Genomic DNA, 17,590 nt, shown 5'->3' with positions numbered 1-17,590 from the left:
CTCGCGACCGATCAGCTCTTGGACTGGCCGTACGAGCCGAGCTGGCGGGTCGACTCGACCACGCGGGCGGCCATGGCCGACTCGGCGATCTTGCCCCAGGCACGCGGGTCGTACTGCTTCTTGTTGCCGACCTCGCCGTCGACCTTCAGCACGCCGTCGTAGTTCTTGAACATGTAGTCGGCGATGGCACGCGTGTAGGCGTACTGGGTGTCGGTGTCGATGTTCATCTTGATGACGCCGTTGGCGACCGCGAGGGCGATCTCCTCATCGGTCGAGCCCGAGCCACCGTGGAACACGAGGTCGAGCGGCTTGGGGCCGGTGTTGTACTTCGCGGCGACCTCCGCCTGGATCTCGCCGAGCAGCTCGGGACGCAGCTTCACTCCACCGGGCTTGTAGACACCGTGGACGTTGCCGAAGGTGAGGGCCGCGATGTAACGCCCCTGCTCACCGAGACCCAGCGCCTGCACAGCCTGGTCGACGTCGGCGAAGGTCGTGTAGAGAGCTTCGTTCGACCCCTCATGCTGTACGCCGTCCTCCTCGCCGCCGACGACGCCGATCTCGACCTCGAGGATGGCGTTGATGGCCTTCATGCGGGGGAGCAGATCCTTCGCGATCTCGATGTTCTCCGCGAGGGGAACAGCGGAGCCGTCCCACATGTGGGACTGGAAGATCGGGTTGCGACCGGCCTTGACCTCTTCCTCCGAAGCGGCGATCAGCGGCTCGACGAAGCCCGCGAGTGCGTCCTTCGGGCAGTGGTCGGTGTGGAGGGCGACGGTGATCGGGTAGTTCTTGGCGACCTCGGTGGCGAAGCGCGCGAATGCGAGAGCGCCCGTGGCGCGAGCCTTCACCGTGTGGCCGGCGAAGTAGTCGGCGCCACCGGTGGTGACCTGGATGATGCCGTCGGAGCCGGCCTCGGTCAGGCCCTGGAGGACGGAGTTGATCGTCTGCGAGCTGGAGACGTTGAATGCGGGGTACGCGAAGCCGCCGGCCTTCGCGCGGTCGAGCATTTCGGCGTACTGATCCGGGGTGGCGACGGGCATGAGAACTCCTGCGATAGGGGAAGCCGGGACAGCTGCCACTCTATCGGGGCGCACGCGCCGATACCGCAGTCGCCGCCGGGGGCGAGCACGTTCGCTTCTGCGTAGCTGTTAAGAACAGCGATTCCTTCGGCGGATCGTGCCCGAAAAGCGGCGGATTCGGAGCGCACGATGGCTAGGCTGACCGCATGGTGAGTCTTACTGCTGATCTGAGCCCGCTTCGTCCCGACCGCAACCTGGCGATGGAGTTGGTGCGATCGACGGAGGCTGCGGCCATCCGCGCTGTGCCGTTCATCGGTCGCGGCGCGAAGGAAGCTGCGGACGGCGCGGCTGTCGACGCCATGCGGGCCTTCCTCGGCACGGTCGACTTCCAGGGACGGGTCGTCATCGGTGAGGGCGAGAAGGACAACGCCCCGATGCTCTTCAACGGCGAGATCGTCGGAACCGGCCGAGGGCCGCTGTGCGACATCGCCGTCGACCCCATCGACGGGACCTCGCTGACCGCTGCCGGTCGACAGAACGCCCTGTCGGTGATCGCCGTCTCGGACCGCGGCACCATGCTCGACGCCTCGAGCGTCTTCTATATGGACAAGCTCGTGACGGGGCCCGCCGGCGTCGGTGTCGTCGACATCCGCTTGCCCATCGGGGAGAACATCCGCAAGCTGGCCGGCGCTCTCGACAAGCCCGTCGACGAGATCGTCGTCTCGGTGCTGAACCGTCCGCGTCATGAGCAGCTCATCCAGGAGATCCGCGATGCCGGCGCCGGCACCCGTCTGATGAGTGACGGAGACGTCGCCGGCGGCATCAATGCGGCACGCCACGACGCCCGCACCGACATGTGCGTCGGCATCGGAGGCAGCCCCGAGGGCATCGTCACGGCTTGTGCGATCAAGGCGCTCGGCGGCCACATCCAGGGTCGGCTCTGGCCGCGTGACGACGACGAGCGCCAGCGCGGCATCGACGCGGGGCTCGACATCGACAAGGTGTACGAGGCCGACGATCTGGTGCAGGGCAACAACACGATCTTCGTCGCGACCGGTGTCACCGATGGCCAGCTCGTCGCGGGTGTCCGGCGCGAGCGCGGCTATGTGTACACCGAGAGCGTCGTGCTCAGAGGCGCCTCGGGGACGCTCCGTCGCATCGCGTCCGAGCACCTCGTCTCGAAGTGGCTCTGACGCTTCTCGTGTTCGCCGTCGTGTGATCGTCGGCGCTGAGGCTGTCGGCATCGTTATCGAGCCGGTATCGCCTCACACCCCGACGATCCACGGTTCGCCGGGCCCCCGTGTCACAATTGTCACTGGGTTTGTCGCCGTCGACGGAGCCGCCAGGCACCGCAGGCACAGGAGGGCGAACAGATGACAACGCAGCACACGAGCGGTTCGAAAGCCGCCGCGACCAGGATCGTCACGACGAACACAGGGCGCATCCTCCGGGTGAGCGCGGACGCGGAATCCGCTCCGAAGCCCCCGACCGTGGCCCCCGTCGCACCGGCAGTAGACCCGGCCCGACGTGCGGATGTTCTCTTCCGCGTCCGGCGCGATGAGGGGCACGAGCTCAGCGCATGGTGGATGATCGGCGCGTTCCTGGCAACCAGCGGTCTGGTGATCCTGCTGCTCAGCGGCGTTCCCGGTATCGCCTGATCACGGCGCCTTCTTGCTCGGTGAGCGCTGGATCAGCGTTCTTCGTCGAGTCTGATCCGCACGTCGCCCACGTCTGCGCGGAGCACCGACTCGTCGCGCGCCGCGTCAGCCACCGCGTCGCCTGACTCCGGTTCGTGGGTGCTCTCCTCAGAGGCGATCAGCTCCGGTGCCGTGAATCGTCTGGCCGCCCCTGTCGTCACCGCGGGGGCTGTCGAGAGCGCCGACGCGTCGACCCCGGGGAATTGGCGAGCGGTCACGAGCACGCGTGTCTCGAGCGAACCGGCGAACCGGTTATAGCTGTCGACGGTGCGCTCCAGGGCGCGGCGCAGATCGTCGGCGTGTCCGGCCAGGGTTCCCAGCCGGTGGTACAACTGTGTGCCGAGTGCGAGCAATGTGCGAGCCTCGGTCGAGACCTCCTGCTGTGTCCAGGTGAACGCCACGGTCTTGAGCACGGCCCAGAGGTTGACGGGGGAGGCGAGCGCGACTCGTCGGCCGAATGCGTAGTCGAGCAGCGTCGGGTCTTCGTCGATCGCGGCGGCCAGCAGCGATTCGCTCGGCAGGAAGCAGATCACGAACTCGGGGCTCGCATCGAGCCCCGCCCAATAAGCCTTCTTCGCCAGGGCGTCGATGTGCGCTCGGACTGCTTTCACGTGCTTCTGCATCAATGCTCGACGCTGAGGCTCCTGGGCGTCGCCGCCCGGAAGCGCAGATGCCTCGAGGTACGCGTCGAGCGGCACTTTGGCGTCGACCGCGATCGAGCTGCCACCCGCGAGCCGGATCACCATGTCGGGACGGCCCTGGCCCCGGTCGCTGGAGATCGTCGCCTGCAGGTCGAAGTCGATGTGTCGGGTGAGGCCCGCGGCTTCGACGACACGGCGGAGCTGCGTCTCGCCCCACACGCCTCTCGTGGCGCTGGAGCGCAGAGCTCCCGCGAGGGACTCGGTGGTCGCCCGGAGCGCTTCATCGGACTCCTGCGCTCGGCGCAGCTGCTCCTCGAGCGTGCCGAATTGAGCGTGCCTCTCCCGCTCGATCGCGGTGACCTTGGTCTGCATCTGCTGCAGACTCTCACGCACGGGGGCGAGCGCGGTGAGCACCGCATTCTGCTGCTGCACCCGCTGCGCCTCGGCGCGCTGCTCGTTTCGCGCGTGCTCGACGGCATCGCGGTACAGGTCGTATTGACGGTCTCGGTCGTCGCGCGCAGCGGCCAGCTCGGCCTGAGCGCGCGCGAGATCGGCGGCGCCTCGGCCGGCGCGCAGGAACCAGCCGACGGCGATGCCCGCAGCGAGTGCGACGAGCAGGAGAACGACAGCCAGAGCATCCATGTGTTCATGATGGGGCCGGCCTCCGACATTCGGAGGTCGCCGCGCACGGAGCGGTCGAGGTGCGGGTCAGGCGACCGCACGCTCCAGTGCGGGTGCGACAGGAGCAACCGGAGCGGTGACCCGCAGACTCAGCGCGTCGGCGAGAGCGAAGACGTCGCCTGCACCGGCTCTGTAGGCGGCGTCGATCACGATCTGGGCACACGCACGGGCATCGGCCAGGGCATCGTGGTGCGAGAACTCCTCGAACCCCGCGGCAGCAGCGGCGACCGGCAGCCGGTACGAGTCGAGCGTGTAGGTCTTGCGGGCGACCTGCAGGCTGCACAGCGACCGGTAGGGCGGGCACAGCTGGCCCGTGGCCTCGGACGCGCGGCGCAGCACATTGAGGTCGAAGCCGGCGTTGTGCGCGACCAGCACATCGGCACCCGCGAAGGCGCACAGGCGGTCGAACTGGTCGACCCAGGTCGCGGCCGACAGCACGTCCTCCGGCTGGATGCCATGGATGCGCACGTTCCACTCCTGGAACTCGTCATGGCCAGGCGGCGGCTGGATCAGCCAACCGGTGGTGGCGACGACCTGGCCGTCGCGGACGCGGACCAGTCCGACCGAGCACGCAGAGGCCGGGCTGGAGTTCGCGGTCTCGAAGTCGATCGCAGTGAAGTCCAGTGGCACATCCCCACCTTCCCCCGGTCCCTCGAAGACGTCTCGGAGACTCGCCGTATGCTGGCGACATGGCTGAGGACATGGCGACGTCGTTCGGAGCGCAGGCGGGAAACTACGAGGTCGGTCGACCTGATTATCCTTTCGAGGCCGTGGCATGGATGCTGGAGCGCATGCCGCACGGCTCACGTCGGATCGCCGATGTCGGTGCCGGCACAGGAAAGCTCACCAGGGTTCTCGCGGAGGCGCCGGACGCCGAGGTCGTCGCCGTCGATCCCGACCCCGTGATGCTCGCGACGCTCCGCGGTGCGGTGCCCGGCGTGCCGACGTTCCAGGGATCGGCCGAGCAACTGCCGCTTCCGGACGCGAGTGTCGATGCCGTCGTGCTGGGGCAGGCATGGCACTGGGTGGATCCGGTGGCCGGCTCAGCCGAGATCGGGCGCGCCGTGCGCGGCGGGGGAGTGCTCGGCCTCATCTGGAACATCCGCGACGACCGTGTCGACTGGGTGCGCAGGCTCACCGAGATCATGCACGGCAGCCACGCCGAGAACATGCTCGCCGAGGGGGACCCGACTGTCTCCGCGCCGTTCAGCGGACTCGAGCAGGAGCGCTGGGAATGGGCCCGCCCCGTGACGCGCGACGTGCTGCACCGGATGGCGGCGTCACGCAGCTACATCATCACCGCTTCGGACGAGGAGAAGGCACGCATCGCGCGCGAGCTCGACGCGCTCTTCGACGAGCTCGACCTGCACGGGGACGCCACGATCGACCTTCCGTACGTCACGCGGGCGTATCGAGCCGTTCGCGACTGAGGTCCGTTGCGCGGCTCTGCGGCTCGGGCCGCTGCGCCGCGTCAGGCGTTCGCGCCGGATCAGGCCGAACGGCCCGGCGTCTGCCTGATCTCGCGCGTTCGCCTGATCTCGCGCCTCGCTCGCACAGCATCCCGCAGGATCGTGCGTCTTCAGCGAGGTAGACTCGTGCCCCGTGGCTCTCACTATCGGTATCGTCGGTGACTGCAACGTCTGAGTGAGTCCACTTCTATCGCGGGGCAGCACATGACATGCCGCCCCACCAGTGGTTTAGGACGTCGCCCAACTTCGTATCTCGGCCTCCATCGATGGGTCAGCAGCGCCGTGGAGTTCGTATACGGGGGCCGCGGGCGTGCCGCCAATGGTGCAGTACGAGATGGCGTCGCCAACTGCAGATGTGGCGGGTACGATGACCAGCCACGGTGGGTCGGCTTCGATTGCTTCCACCGTCGCTTGGTCCTTCTTGAACTCCGGCGAGCCGCCGTGGTCTTGCGTGGTCTTTTCGACGCAGAGATCGACGAGTAGTGAGTCCGTGAACTCCGCCTCAGCAGCCGGAGCTGACGTCGGGGAAGAGGTGGGGGTCGCGGTCGCGGCGGAGTCGTTGGTGGCCGACCCGACCGGTGCCGGAGAATTGTTGGGTCCGGTCGCAGTACAGCCGGTCAGGGCGACGAGGGCGAAAATCGCCGCGAGGCCGATTCGTGTGCGCATGTTCGAATGCTACTGAGCTTGAGGTGAATGGCATGAGTGGCCACGCTGGAAAGGGCACCCGATAAGCTGTCCATGCCATGCCAAACTTATCCATAGGAATCGTCGGCCTGCCCAACGTCGGCAAGTCCACCCTCTTCAACGCACTCACCAAGAACGACGTGCTCGCGGCGAACTACCCGTTCGCGACGATCGAGCCCAACGTCGGCGTGGTGAACCTGCCCGATCCTCGCCTCGACAAGCTCGCGGAGATCTTCGGCAGCGAGCGCATCCTGCCCGCAGCGGTGTCGTTCGTCGACATCGCCGGCATCGTGCGTGGGGCGAGCGAGGGTGAGGGTCTGGGCAACAAGTTCCTCGCGAACATCCGTGAGGCCGACGCCATCGCTCAGGTCGTGCGCGGTTTCGCCGACGACGATGTCGTCCACGTCGACGGCACGGTTAACCCTGCATCCGACATGGAGACCATCAACGCGGAACTCATGCTCGCCGACCTCGAGACCGTCGACAAGGCGATCGCACGGTACGAGAAGGAAGTGCGCGGCAAGAAGATCGAGCCCATCGTGCTCGAGACCGCGAAGGCGGCGAAGGATGCTCTCGAGCGCGGTGTGCTGCTGTCGGTCGCCGGCATCGACCTGACGCCGATCCGCGAGCTGGGTCTGCTCACCGCGAAGCCCGTCATCTTCGTCTTCAACGTCGACGAGTCCGTGCTGACCGACGACGCGCGCAAGGCGGAGCTCGCCGCCCTCGTCGCCCCGGCGAAGGCCATCTTCCTCGACGCGAAGATCGAGTCCGAGCTCATCGACCTCGACCCGGAAGACGCAGCCGAGCTCCTCGCCTCGACCGGCCAGGACGAGTCCGGTCTCGACCAGCTCGCCCGCATCGGCTTCGACACGCTCGGCCTGCAGACGTACCTGACCGCCGGTCCGAAGGAAGCCCGCGCCTGGACCATCCCCAAGGGATCGAAGGCGCCACAGGCTGCGGGCGTCATCCACACCGACTTCGAGAAGGGCTTCATCAAGGCCGAGATCGTCTCGTTCGACGATCTGGTCGAGACGGGCTCCGTCGTCGAGGCCCGCGCCAAGGGCAAGGCCCGCCTCGAGGGCAAGGACTACGTCATGCAGGACGGCGACGTCGTGGAGTTCCGCTTCAACAACTGAGTTCGGCGGGGAAGCCCCGGACACCTGTCACTGCGCACGCGAATCCGTGCTCGTCCGCACCGTCACGATAGCGTCGTGGACAAGGACGAGAGGACGACAGATGCCCACGTACCAGTACTTTCCCGCCCGATACGAGGGCCCCATCAGGACTCTCCTCCTGGATGCGAACGTGACGGCGCACCTGGATACCATCGCGCGTAAGGGCACGGAGTACGCCGACGGAGTGGTGAATCGACGCATGGCGGATCTTGTCCGCCGTCTCGATGCTGACGCACGGGTCCTGCCCGGCCTCGGTGCAGGCGAGGGGGTCATGCGGCGGGCGGGACTGCAAGACGTGTCGAACTACCGGCGCCGGAGCGAGAACGCGCAGGAGCTGCTCGCCGGTGACCGCTCGCGGATCACAGCGTGGCTCGAAGGTGAGGCTCTACCCGACCCTCGTGTTCCCGGGGACGCTGAACATCCGAGCGAGATAGGCACAGAGGAGTTCGAGATCGTTCGAGAGAACCTCCTCATTCCGTCCTACGCCGTGATGCTGAAGGCATATCAGTTGTACTTGCAGGGGAGGAGTCCCGAGTCCGGTTTCCGTGTCCTCGCCGGGTTCGCCGAGGAGCTGTTCGCCCGTGGCTCGCGCGAGGTGTTGCTGGGCGCGCTGCTGCTGGCAGGCAACCACACAGGGCGTGAGATGGCGTTGAACATCATGAAGCTGCGCGAGCAGAAGGACCTCGCCTCAACGCTCGACGCACTGTGGAACACGAGCTTTGACCTGACGCATTCGCGAGTCGCGACGATGCCCTCTCTCCCCGAGTTCCGCGGCGCGTTCGAGGTTCCATGCGTCTTCGTCACTGATGACCGGCACCTGGGAAGGTTCCTGCAGATCCTCCAGCCGGCGGGGGCGATGTCCATGAAACGTGGCGGTGGCATCACCGGCGATCACGCCTATCTCAAGCGTGTCCTGCAGGACGGCATGCTTGCGAAGGTCGTCGAGATCGTCGAAGCAGGCAACGATCGGGCGTTGAACGAGACGACCGACGTCGAGGATATGGCGCGCATTCGCCGCTACCGAGCGCGCGCGTATGCCGATCAGTTGGAGGGATGGCTCGCCGAGCGCCTCGACGGCTGACGCGTCCGTGCACCACCCGCACGGGTGACAGGATTGACGGATGACCGCAACTCTCGTGGCACAAGGGCTGGCCGGCGGCTACGGCCACCGCACCCTCTTCGACTCGCTCGATCTGACCGTCGCGGCAGGCGACGTGGTCGGCCTCGTCGGGGTCAACGGGGCAGGGAAATCGACCCTCCTGAAGCTGCTGGCCGGCGTCGATGAACCGCAGGCCGGGACGATCCGTCTCTCACCTTCAGATGCCTTCGTCGGCTGGCTTCCGCAGGAGCACGAGCGCGTCCCCGGCGAGAGTGTCGCCGAGTACATCGGTCGCCGTACGGGATGCGCAGCGGCGACCAGGGACATGGATGCCGCTGCCGCTGCTCTCGGCGACCCGAACCTCGCGCCTCCGGGCACGGACCCCGCTGACACCTACTCGGTCGCGCTGGATCGCTGGCTGGCGAGCGGTGCCGCCGACCTCGACGAGCGGCTTCCGGCGGTGCTTGCCGAGCTCGGACTCGACCTCGGCGATGATCGCGCCGACACGATGATGACGTCGCTGTCGGGTGGGCAGGCTGCGCGGGTCGGACTCGCCGCCCTGCTGCTCTCGCGCTTCGACATCGCGCTGTTGGACGAGCCGACGAACGACCTCGACCTCGACGGCATCGAGCGACTCGAAGCGTTCGTGCAGGGGCTCCGTGGCGGTGCCGTGGTGGTCAGCCATGACCGCGAGTTCCTGGCGCGGTGTGTGACCCGCGTGCTGGAACTCGACCTGGCGCAGGGCAGCAACAGGGTGTTCGGGGGCGGGTACGACTCGTACCTGGAGGAGCGGGCCACGCTCCGTCGACACGCGCGCGAGAAGTACGACGAGTTCGCCGACAAGAAGGCCGACCTCGTCTCCCGTGCGCGAACTCAGCGCGAGTGGTCGAGCCAAGGTGTGCGCAATGCGATGAAGAAGGCGCCAGACAACGACAAGATCAAGCGCAAAGCCTCGGCCGAGTCGAGCGAGAAGCAGGCGCAGAAGGTGCGCCAGATGGAGAGCAGGATCGCCAGGCTCGAAGAAGTCGACGAGCCGCGCAAGGAGTGGCAGCTCGAGTTCACGATCGGCTCGGCGCCGCGCTCCAGCTCCGTCGTCTCGACGCTGAGTTCCGCAGTGTTCCGACAGGGGACGTTCCAACTCGGCCCGGTGTCGCTGCAGGTCAACGCGGGGGAGCGGATCGGCATCACCGGCCCCAACGGTGCGGGCAAGTCGACGCTCCTTCGCGGGCTGCTCGGACGTCAGCTTCCCGATGAGGGGACGGCGAGCCTCGGCGCGAGCGTGCAGATCGGTGAGATCGACCAAGCCCGTGCGCAACTGACCGGCTCGCAACCGCTCGCGACGGCGTTCGAGGCTCTGGTCCCCGAGATGGCTTCGGGCGAGATCCGCACCCTCCTTGCGAAGTTCGGGCTCAAGGCCGACCACGTCACCCGTGCGGTCGACGAACTCTCGCCAGGAGAGCGCACCCGCGCAGGACTCGCGCTGCTCCAGGCCCGTGGCATCAACCTCCTCGTCCTGGATGAGCCGACAAACCACCTCGACCTGCCCGCGATCGAGCAGCTCGAACAGGCCCTCGAGTCGTATGAAGGAGCCATGCTGCTCGTGACCCACGACCGGCGGATGCTCGCGACCGTGAAGACCGACCGCCACTGGAGAGTGGAGGCGGGGCAGGTGGTCGAGGCGTGACGACCTTCGTCATCGAGACCGTCCCCCATGAGCGTCTGACCGAGGATGACGTGGCGCGGCTGCGGGAACTGTTCGAAGTCACTGCTTCGTGATCCGGACACGGGCAGCGGCGGCAGCCGTGCTCCGCTACGTTTCTAACATCGGCACGCGCGCCCGGGTGCCGATGCGCTGCCTCAGAACCCCCCCCGCAGGGATTTAGCCTCGAACGGGACAAGTTTCGGTACTGTCATCCGGATGGCACTTTTTAGGAGCATGAAACGAGATGGCGATCGACCCGCGGTTGGACCGGGCGGGCTTCACATCCGGCCAGGCGTGGATGTCCTTGCCCGTGAAGATGATGAGGAAGTCGCTCCCGACGGGGGTGGGATGAGTGCGGCTGCGGACGACCCAATGCTCCTCCTGCCGCACCGTCGTCCCGAATCGCTCGGCGGCACAAGCAAGCACCCAATGTGGTCAATCGAACGGGATGAGTTGCTGCCTCATCGTTTGAGAAGCCGATCAGACACTGCGGCCCACGAGACGATTCTGCCGGTGCAGCGCACGACGCTCGGCGATTTTACGTCACGAGTGCATGGCACTGCTGCTGATTGGGAACTGACGCATGAGTGATCTGATGGTTGCCAGCGCTCTCACCGAGCTGCGCAGATTGGTGCTCACCGATGCATCGGCGGAACCCGCGCAGATGTCGCTCCAGCTGAGAACCCTTCAGCGACGCGGGCTCTCTAAGCTGGATTTGGTAGTCCAGCTTGAGCGCATCCGTGCCCGGAACGATGCGCAGAATGAAGATGAACAGACGGAAGAGAATGCGACCTTAGCGCTTGAGTTGGTAGAGGGCGCGTCTCATCTAGGTTTGTCATGGGATGCCGTTCAAACGGCGGTCGCCTGGGTTCCGCTTGCCGTCAAATTTTCTCAACTACAGGCCGGGGCGGTCCATGCGCTGTCCGCGAGTGACCTCCTCCCCTCGAGACCCGTCATGCGAGCAGGTGTCGTGCACCAGGGGCTTGTTGATCGGCAGTGGGAGTTGCTGGTTAAACGCGAATACAAGCCAACTACCGCTGACTTCTTTCGGGCACCGAAAGCAGGGCTGACGACACGGCCCGCGGCCTTGCTTTCGCCGGGGGATCGCCTCGTCTACGAGGGGCTCGCGGAGGCTGTTGCAATTGCTTCGTCGACGGTTTTACCCCCTCACGTAGTCTGGCCGCGGGGAAGAGACACATCGGGCACTCATTCTGATTTCGTGAATGCACCGCAAGCCTGGGATTCAGAATTCGTGATCCGGACTGATATCTCAAACTTCTATGAGTCTGTCGACCATGCCTATTTGAGCGTGGTGATCGGCAATCACCTTGGTCTGCGTGGTGCCTTTCCCATCGCGCTAGAAGCCTTTCTCAATTCTGTCATGCGGTCTGAGGTCGGTCTGCCTCAGGGGCCATTGGGAAGCGATGTTCTGGCTAGTGCGTACCTCGTGGACATCGACCAGGAATTGGTCCGTCGAAATTGGCCCATCGCGAGGTACGCCGACGACATCCTCATCGGTGCGAGTTCGATCGAGCAGGCTCGGGCTCGCCTCCGCGATCTCGAAGGCCTTCTCCGCGAGCGCGGGCTCAGCCTTGCCAACGAGAAGACCCGGATTCTGCGAACTTCGACCTATCGCGGGGCTCTCGACTCGGAAGAGTCACGTCGTTTACGAGAGAAGGTTCACAAGGAGGTCGCTAGGTGGTTTGACGAGCATCCCGACCCTCGATACGAAGGCATCGTCGACGCTATGGAACTCCCGGAGCAGTTGCAATGGGATGTCCTTTACCATCAGTCGGTCTCTTGGGAAGAAGTGCTTGCCGAGATTAGCGACCGCACGCTTCCGCCATGGATTAGAGCGTATGAACGCGTTTACTCGGCCGAAGCACGACGACTCGCTGGAGGGGGCTACCCGGACGCCCCCGAGGCTCTCTCTGCCGGCGATCTGAAAGAGTGTTTTCTCTTCATGAGCACTGATGTCGGGCGGATTGATTTGCATGACACCCATGCCGTTATCGACTGGCATCCGACGCTTGTGCGCGATGTGTCTGCGTACCTTAGAGCGCGTGCTGCAGTTGAGGCTGAGACTGAGGCGGTTGCCGAGTTCTTGATTCAGCGCCTTGGCCGCGAGCATGGCAACGATCTGGAAATGGCTTGGTTGCTCGCACCAGCCGTAGAGAACCAGAGGCTTGCTCGACTCCTCAAGATCGCATTAAAAGCCGCCGTGGCCGCCATAGATAGGCCGCTTACGGCCGCCACGGCATTCAGAGCGCTCGATAACATCGGCGTTTTTGCTGACGGCTCAGGCTCTGCCGTGCTCGAGAGGTTTACGCCTGCTCTCGGTATGGAAGTCGTCTTGTCCAGGAATCGGTACAACCCGGACTCAGGACCTCGTCCCATCGAGGAAGCTCCCAATCCCAGTTAGCCCGTCGACGGCCGGGTCGGGATACGCTGGAGCACGGCGGCTCCGGTCGCGGTCCGGTCGCTGGTGTCCGCCGTGGGCGTTCCGCCTGAGTTCCTGACCCTGACGGCACGAGGAGATTGACGCCGATGACCGAGACCCAGATCTTCGAGCCCGACGGCCGCGCCATCCCCTTCGTCGACGAGGGAGACGGACCCGTCAAGCTGGTCCTGATCCAGGAGCGCGACGTGGCGGCGGATGTGCTCGGCGTCGTGGCGCACTACCTTGCGGAGGAAGCGGGCTTCCATGTGCTGCGGATCGGCCACCGTGCCGAGGGTAAGCACGACGAGGCGACGCTGGCTGCGCGGGTTGACGACGCGCTCGCCGTGATCGACCACGTGGGCCTCGGAGACACCTGGATCGGCGGACACGGCTTCGGCGGTACGGTGGCGCGTGCTTTCGCCGTCGCCCACGCCGACCGCGTGAACGGCCTGGCCCTGTTGGCCGTCGAAGACGACGCGACGCCGCTCGCGCCGGTGATGCCCGTTCTCATCATCCAGGGCAGCAAGGACATCGAGACGCCTCCGGCGAACGGCGAGCAGCTGCAGTCCACGGCGCCCGAGCGCGCGAGCGTGAAGACCATCGAAGGTGGCGACCACATGTTCCCGATGACCTTCCCCATCGAGACGGCCGTCGTGATCGAGGAGTACCTCGACTGGGACTGAGCGACCCGTTCGTCTACCGGCCCTGTCGCTTCTTGTAGGGCTTCGGCTGGCCCTTCACCGCGGGCGCACGCCCCTTGCCCTTCGACGCCTTGGCTTTGCCTCCGGCGGGGGCAGGGGCGCTGCGAACCGGCTCCGGCGCAGCCGCGACCTCGGCACGCGCCTCCACGAGCAGCAGCTCGCCCACGGAAGTGAGCCGCGTCGGACCTTCGCGGTGCACGATGGGGTGGCCCACCTCGGCTTCGAGCTTGTCGATCGAGGTGTAGAGCGAAGCCAGCGGAATCCCGAGTTTGTCCGCCGCGCGCGGAAAATGGAGTTCATCCGCCAGGACGACGAAGCGGCGGAGCAGGGAGATCTTCACGGGAGCCTTTCGATGATCCGCACGGGCTTGCGGACTGCTTCCAGGGTACGTGGTGTCGTTCAGAGGTCGCTGTAGTCGTTCGCGGGGACCTGGATCTGCTTCACCGTGTCGCCGTCGAACCAGAAGAGCGTGTAGATGATGCCGGTGGAGCCAGGGTGGCTGAGCGACTCGGTCCCTGGCGCTTCGCGTCCTCCCAGGCCGAGGAACTCGGCGGTGGCGGGATCCTCGGCGTCGTCGAGCGCCCAGGCGCCCGCATCGAGCAGCTCGGCACGCGTGGATCCCACGGAGAGACCCTCTTCGGTGGTGATCGGAACACCGCCGACCGATGCTCCGGTGATCGCCGCGGATGCGGCGCGTTCGTGCTCGGTGTCGGTGAGCACCCGCAACCCGTCCCATGTGTAGTTCACGAACGAGAAGTCGTACCCGGGGAGGGTCTCCACCTTCTCCGGCTCCGGGAGCTCTCCCGTCGTCTCTTCCAACAGGTCGAGCACCGCGTCGGGACCGTCGAACGCGGCGTCGCGGGTGCCGGTCTCGCCGGTGACGGCGATGCCGTCGAGGGACACGACGATCCGTGGCTCGACCGTGGGGGGCGGAGTCGGAGTCGGAGTCGGGGTCGGCGACGAGGGTGCAGAACTGGGCACGGTGGTGGGCTCGGCTGCGGGGCGAGCTGAGGTGCAGCCGGCGAGAAGGAGAGCCGCGCCGGCGAGAGCCAGCGCAGGCAGAAGTGAACGTCGCATGGTCTCACGGTATCGATAGGGGGCGACGACGCAGCAGCGGGCAGGCCGACGGGGTCGAATCGTGATATTCCGGACAGACGGATGCCGCGACCGATTCGGCCGCGGCATCCGGAATCCTTCGGTCAGGCGACCTGTGGGGTGACGGCGAAGGACACGGAGCCTTCGTCGTCCACGCCGGCATCGAGGATCTTGTCGTCGAGAGCGGCGACTGCCGACTCATCGAGGAAGAGCCGGGTGCCGGCCACTTCCACGACCCGGTCCTGCGGCTCAGGGTCGGCGGCGACGAGCACGGCGAGGCGCGCCCCGCCCTCGGCGTTCTGAGGCTCTGTCGAGTGGATGCGGAGCCCGGCATCCGGGGCGTCGGTCTGACGGCTCACCAGAGTCGTCACGATGGCGGAGGCGTTGTCGGTGAGGGTGAGCACGAGACTCTCCTTCCGGTTGGGGCATGTCACGGTCGCGACATGTCCGGGCTACGATGCCGAACCTCGGCGAGTGTCTCAACCCCCTTGCGGGGATTCGGAGGAGGCTCTTACCCTGCTCGCAGGTTCTTGCGCAGAAACACCTGCGCGGTGCCGTCGCCGTCAGGTACACGCTCGTGCTCCTCATACCCGCACGACTCGTAGAGGCGGATGTTCGCTTCGCTCAGACTGCCCGTGAACAGCTCGGCCACATCCGCGTTCGACGCCTTCTCGGCGCTCTCGAGCAGGAGGCGGCCGATTCCCTCGCCCTGCATGTCCGGTGCGATCGCGATCCTGCCGATCAGCAACAGCCCGTCCTGCTCCACGTACCGGATCGCGCCGACGAGCCGCCCGTCGACGCGCGCTGTCAACCCGGACTCGGAGCGGAGTTCCGCTTCCAGCTCGGTGAGCGTCTGCGTCAGCGGTGGCATGTCGACGCTCCCGTAGATCGCCGCTTCCGACACGAAGGCCGCCCTCTGCACGGTCAGCACCTCGCCGGCGTCGCGGTCGCTGATGGGAGATATGACCACCTCACCCGGTGCGGCGTGCTGGTCGGGGCGGTGCTCTTCGTTCACGATGTCTGCGTCACTCACCCGAGTCACATTCCGGGGTGGGCGCCCGCGGTGTCAACCCCCTCGCCGTGGAGGATCGCCAAGGCTAGCGTCGCGATCAGGAGGTCACACCATGGCTGAAACCACAACCACCAAGAAGACCGGCGGCTCGACGAAGGGCGCGGTCAAGACGACCAGGCAGCAGAACGCGGAGAAAGGCTTCACCGCCTCGACCACGCTCGCGAAGAACCTGCAGGCGGTGCTGGTCGACCTGCTCGATCTCGCGATCCAGGGCAAGCAGGCCCACTGGAACGTCGTGGGACGCAACTTCCGCGATACGCACCGGCAGCTCGACGAGATCATCGACGACGCTCGCACCTTCAGCGACACGATCGCCGAGCGCATGCGTGCCCTGCACGCTGTGCCGGACGGGCGCAGTGCCACCATCGCGAAGACCTCTTCGCTTCCCGAGTTCCCGGCGGGAGAGGTGTCCACCACCGAGACGATCGACCTGGTCACCGAGCGCCTGGAGGCGGCCGTGGCCACCGCTCGCGACGTGCACGATGCCGTCGACGAGGAGGATCCGACCTCGGCGGACCTGCTGCACGCGATCATCGAGCGGCTCGAACAGTTCGCCTGGATGGTCAGCGCGGAGAACCGCAGCCCCGCGGGACGCTGAGCGTCCTCTCACCCGCGGACCACGCCCTCTTCATTCGGGTCCTGCTCCGCGGGTGAGGGGCCTTCCGCGCATGACTCGGGGCAGAGCGAGCCATAGGGCTCCGATCAGGACGAGCGCCGCGAAGAGAGCGATGACACCCGCCGTCCGATTCACCGTGAAGTCGACGATCAGCGTGGTCACCCCGACGGTCAACGCACCGATCACGACCAGATCGATACGCACGATCCGGGCGGCGATGCGGACGAGATCGGGCTTGCGACGACGTCCGAACAGCGCCCTGTGCATTCCGACCGGCGCGAGGGCCAAGATGGTCGCCACAGCTGCGAGAGCGACGAGGACGACATACAGGTCACGCTGGAGCTCGTCCATGTCGGTGAACCGCGGCTGGAAGGCGACAGCCAAAAGGAAGCCGGTGAGGATCTGGGTGCCGGTCTGCATTACCCGCAACTCCTGCAGCAACTCGTCCCAGTTGCGATCCGCCCGCTCGTTGGCGGTCTCGTCGCGTCCGTCGACACGGTCGTCGCGCTCGTGTTCTCCACGCGATGGGTCTGATGTCATGGTCTCAGTGTGGATTTCCCGACCTGGCGCTGTCCAGCCGCTTGCGTCCCCCGAACGAAGGAGTGCAAGATGACGCTCCCACCGATCCGCGACTGGTGGCCTGAGCTCTCGCAGGACGGGCGCCGCGCCGTGCTGAACAGCGACACCTCTCATCTGGACGATGCCGTGCGCGAGGAGATCCGGGTGATCACCGGCGCCGTGGTCGGGATGGTGGAGTCCCTCAGTGACTCAGACCTCGCCTACGCGCGAAAGCACAGCGAGGCCGAGGACTGAGGTCACGGCGCCGGCGCGTCCTGAGGAGACTCGGGTTCGGTGGTCGTGGGGAGTTCCTCGCGCAGCCGCGGCTCGGTACGTCGGTCGGGCCGCACGCCCGCCTTGTCGGCGTAGAACGCGCGGATCCGGTCCATGTCGGCTGCGACGTCTCCGGTGAGATCGATCGTCGGTCCGAGGCCGGTGGTCATGGTCGTCCGATCCACGAAACCGAGAGTGACCGGCATGCCCGTCTCTCGTGCGATCCGGTAGAAACCCGACTTCCAGTACTCGTTGCCCCCGCGTGTTCCGTCGGGGGTGACCACCAGTCCGAAGACGGTGCCGTCGTGCACCTGGCCCACGACATCCTTCACCACGCGCGCCGGGTCGGTGCGGTCGACGGGGATACCGCCGAGACGCCGCATGATCGGACCCCGCCAACCGCGGAAGAGGCTCTTCTTCCCGAGCCAGTGCACGCTGATGTCGAGCTTCCACGCGATGGCGAGCATCAGCATGAAGTCCCAGTTCGAGGTGTGGGGTGCTCCCACGAGCACCGTCGGACGCGTCGGCGCCGACTCGCTCACGAGCTTCCATCTGCTGAACGCCCAGAACACGCGGGCGAGGAGTCGTTTGAGCATGGCTCAACCGTAGGGGAGAACGGCTGTCGATCTGCTGTCGACGTGCTACGGGCGCCTTCGGTGCCACTCCCT

20 protein-coding genes are annotated in these 17,590 nt (G+C 66.3%); 10 read left to right on the top strand and 10 right to left on the bottom strand.

The window, feature by feature from the left end; genetic code table 11:
• Positions 1-11: 11 nt before the first annotated feature.
• Positions 12-1,040: a class II fructose-bisphosphate aldolase gene (gene fbaA / locus AAY78_RS17830; RefSeq protein ID WP_046749615.1), complete on the bottom strand. Its 1,029-nt coding sequence runs from the start codon at positions 1,038-1,040 to the stop codon at positions 12-14.
• A 185-nt stretch (positions 1,041-1,225) separates the two neighbouring features.
• Here fbaA and glpX point away from each other — a divergent pair, with 185 nt between their 5' ends.
• Entirely contained in the window at positions 1,226-2,212 is a 987-nt protein-coding gene (glpX, locus tag AAY78_RS17825; RefSeq protein ID WP_046749614.1) for a class II fructose-bisphosphatase, read from the top strand.
• 180 nt (positions 2,213-2,392) lie between these two features.
• Positions 2,393-2,677 carry a hypothetical protein gene (locus AAY78_RS17820; protein ID WP_046749613.1) on the top strand — a complete coding sequence of 95 codons (285 nt, stop codon included), beginning with the start codon at positions 2,393-2,395 and terminating at the stop codon, positions 2,675-2,677.
• A gap of 32 nt (positions 2,678-2,709) precedes the next feature.
• On the opposite strand, the gene AAY78_RS17815 is transcribed toward AAY78_RS17820, so the two are convergent.
• Complete coding sequence (locus AAY78_RS17815) at positions 2,710-3,999, bottom strand: DNA recombination protein RmuC (RefSeq protein WP_046749612.1); 1,290 nt, start codon at positions 3,997-3,999, stop codon at positions 2,710-2,712.
• Between the two features lie 66 nt (positions 4,000-4,065).
• Positions 4,066-4,668: a 3'-5' exonuclease gene (locus AAY78_RS17810; protein WP_046749611.1), complete on the bottom strand. Its 603-nt coding sequence runs from the start codon at positions 4,666-4,668 to the stop codon at positions 4,066-4,068.
• 59 nt (positions 4,669-4,727) lie between these two features.
• Between AAY78_RS17810 and AAY78_RS17805 the strand changes: the two genes are divergently transcribed.
• A complete protein-coding gene (locus AAY78_RS17805; RefSeq protein WP_046749610.1) occupies positions 4,728-5,468 on the top strand; it encodes a class I SAM-dependent methyltransferase in 741 nt (246 codons plus the stop codon).
• Between the two features lie 267 nt (positions 5,469-5,735).
• Here AAY78_RS17805 and AAY78_RS17800 read toward each other — a convergent pair whose 3' ends face one another.
• Positions 5,736-6,173 (bottom strand): hypothetical protein, encoded by a 438-nt coding sequence (locus tag AAY78_RS17800; RefSeq protein WP_046749609.1) that lies wholly within the window; start codon positions 6,171-6,173, stop codon positions 5,736-5,738.
• Between the two features lie 77 nt (positions 6,174-6,250).
• Here AAY78_RS17800 and ychF point away from each other — a divergent pair, with 77 nt between their 5' ends.
• The 5 genes from ychF to AAY78_RS17775 all read left to right on the top strand — a co-directional run bounded on the left by ychF (position 6,251) and on the right by AAY78_RS17775 (position 13,290).
• Positions 6,251-7,327 (top strand): redox-regulated ATPase YchF, encoded by a 1,077-nt coding sequence (gene ychF, locus AAY78_RS17795; protein ID WP_046749608.1) that lies wholly within the window; start codon positions 6,251-6,253, stop codon positions 7,325-7,327.
• Between the two features lie 100 nt (positions 7,328-7,427).
• On the top strand, positions 7,428-8,447 hold the full coding sequence (locus AAY78_RS17790) for a hypothetical protein (protein WP_046749607.1): 1,020 nt from the start codon (positions 7,428-7,430) through the stop codon (positions 8,445-8,447).
• A 40-nt stretch (positions 8,448-8,487) separates the two neighbouring features.
• Positions 8,488-10,149: an ABC-F family ATP-binding cassette domain-containing protein gene (locus tag AAY78_RS17785; protein ID WP_046749606.1), complete on the top strand. Its 1,662-nt coding sequence runs from the start codon at positions 8,488-8,490 to the stop codon at positions 10,147-10,149.
• Positions 10,150-10,750: 601 nt separating this feature from the next.
• Positions 10,751-12,589: an RNA-directed DNA polymerase gene (locus AAY78_RS17780; protein ID WP_046749605.1), complete on the top strand. Its 1,839-nt coding sequence runs from the start codon at positions 10,751-10,753 to the stop codon at positions 12,587-12,589.
• A 125-nt stretch (positions 12,590-12,714) separates the two neighbouring features.
• Positions 12,715-13,290, top strand: coding sequence for an alpha/beta fold hydrolase (locus tag AAY78_RS17775; protein ID WP_046749604.1), 576 nt, complete (start codon positions 12,715-12,717; stop codon positions 13,288-13,290).
• Between the two features lie 13 nt (positions 13,291-13,303).
• Here the strand turns inward: AAY78_RS17775 and AAY78_RS17770 are convergent, their stop codons facing one another.
• The 4 genes from AAY78_RS17770 to AAY78_RS17755 form a co-directional block, all read right to left on the bottom strand.
• Entirely contained in the window at positions 13,304-13,648 is a 345-nt protein-coding gene (locus tag AAY78_RS17770; protein ID WP_046749603.1) for a helix-turn-helix domain-containing protein, read from the bottom strand.
• A gap of 59 nt (positions 13,649-13,707) precedes the next feature.
• Positions 13,708-14,385 carry a hypothetical protein gene (locus AAY78_RS17765; protein WP_046749602.1) on the bottom strand — a complete coding sequence of 226 codons (678 nt, stop codon included), beginning with the start codon at positions 14,383-14,385 and terminating at the stop codon, positions 13,708-13,710.
• A gap of 122 nt (positions 14,386-14,507) precedes the next feature.
• Complete coding sequence (locus AAY78_RS17760; protein ID WP_046749601.1) at positions 14,508-14,807, bottom strand: Fe-S cluster assembly protein HesB; 300 nt, start codon at positions 14,805-14,807, stop codon at positions 14,508-14,510.
• Positions 14,808-14,914: 107 nt separating this feature from the next.
• Positions 14,915-15,373, bottom strand: a complete 459-nt coding sequence (locus tag AAY78_RS17755) for a GNAT family N-acetyltransferase (protein WP_046749843.1) — start codon at positions 15,371-15,373, stop codon at positions 14,915-14,917.
• A gap of 154 nt (positions 15,374-15,527) precedes the next feature.
• Here AAY78_RS17755 and AAY78_RS17750 point away from each other — a divergent pair, with 154 nt between their 5' ends.
• Positions 15,528-16,073 (top strand): Dps family protein, encoded by a 546-nt coding sequence (locus AAY78_RS17750; RefSeq protein ID WP_046749600.1) that lies wholly within the window; start codon positions 15,528-15,530, stop codon positions 16,071-16,073.
• A gap of 30 nt (positions 16,074-16,103) precedes the next feature.
• Here AAY78_RS17750 and AAY78_RS17745 read toward each other — a convergent pair whose 3' ends face one another.
• Complete coding sequence (locus AAY78_RS17745; protein WP_046749599.1) at positions 16,104-16,631, bottom strand: DUF6328 family protein; 528 nt, start codon at positions 16,629-16,631, stop codon at positions 16,104-16,106.
• A 69-nt stretch (positions 16,632-16,700) separates the two neighbouring features.
• On the opposite strand from AAY78_RS17745, the gene AAY78_RS17740 reads away from it, so the two are divergent.
• A complete protein-coding gene (locus tag AAY78_RS17740; RefSeq protein ID WP_046749598.1) occupies positions 16,701-16,904 on the top strand; it encodes a hypothetical protein in 204 nt (67 codons plus the stop codon).
• 2 nt (positions 16,905-16,906) lie between these two features.
• Here the strand turns inward: AAY78_RS17740 and AAY78_RS17735 are convergent, their stop codons facing one another.
• Entirely contained in the window at positions 16,907-17,518 is a 612-nt protein-coding gene (locus AAY78_RS17735; RefSeq protein ID WP_046749597.1) for a 1-acyl-sn-glycerol-3-phosphate acyltransferase, read from the bottom strand.
• Positions 17,519-17,590: the final 72 nt, after the last annotated feature.

It is taken from the genome of Microbacterium sp. Ag1 (assembly GCF_001005635.1).
GTDB lineage: Bacteria > Actinomycetota > Actinomycetes > Actinomycetales > Microbacteriaceae > Microbacterium > Microbacterium oxydans.
Note: the sequence above shows the minus strand (reverse complement) of the source record. Positions and strands in the feature narration are given on the sequence as shown.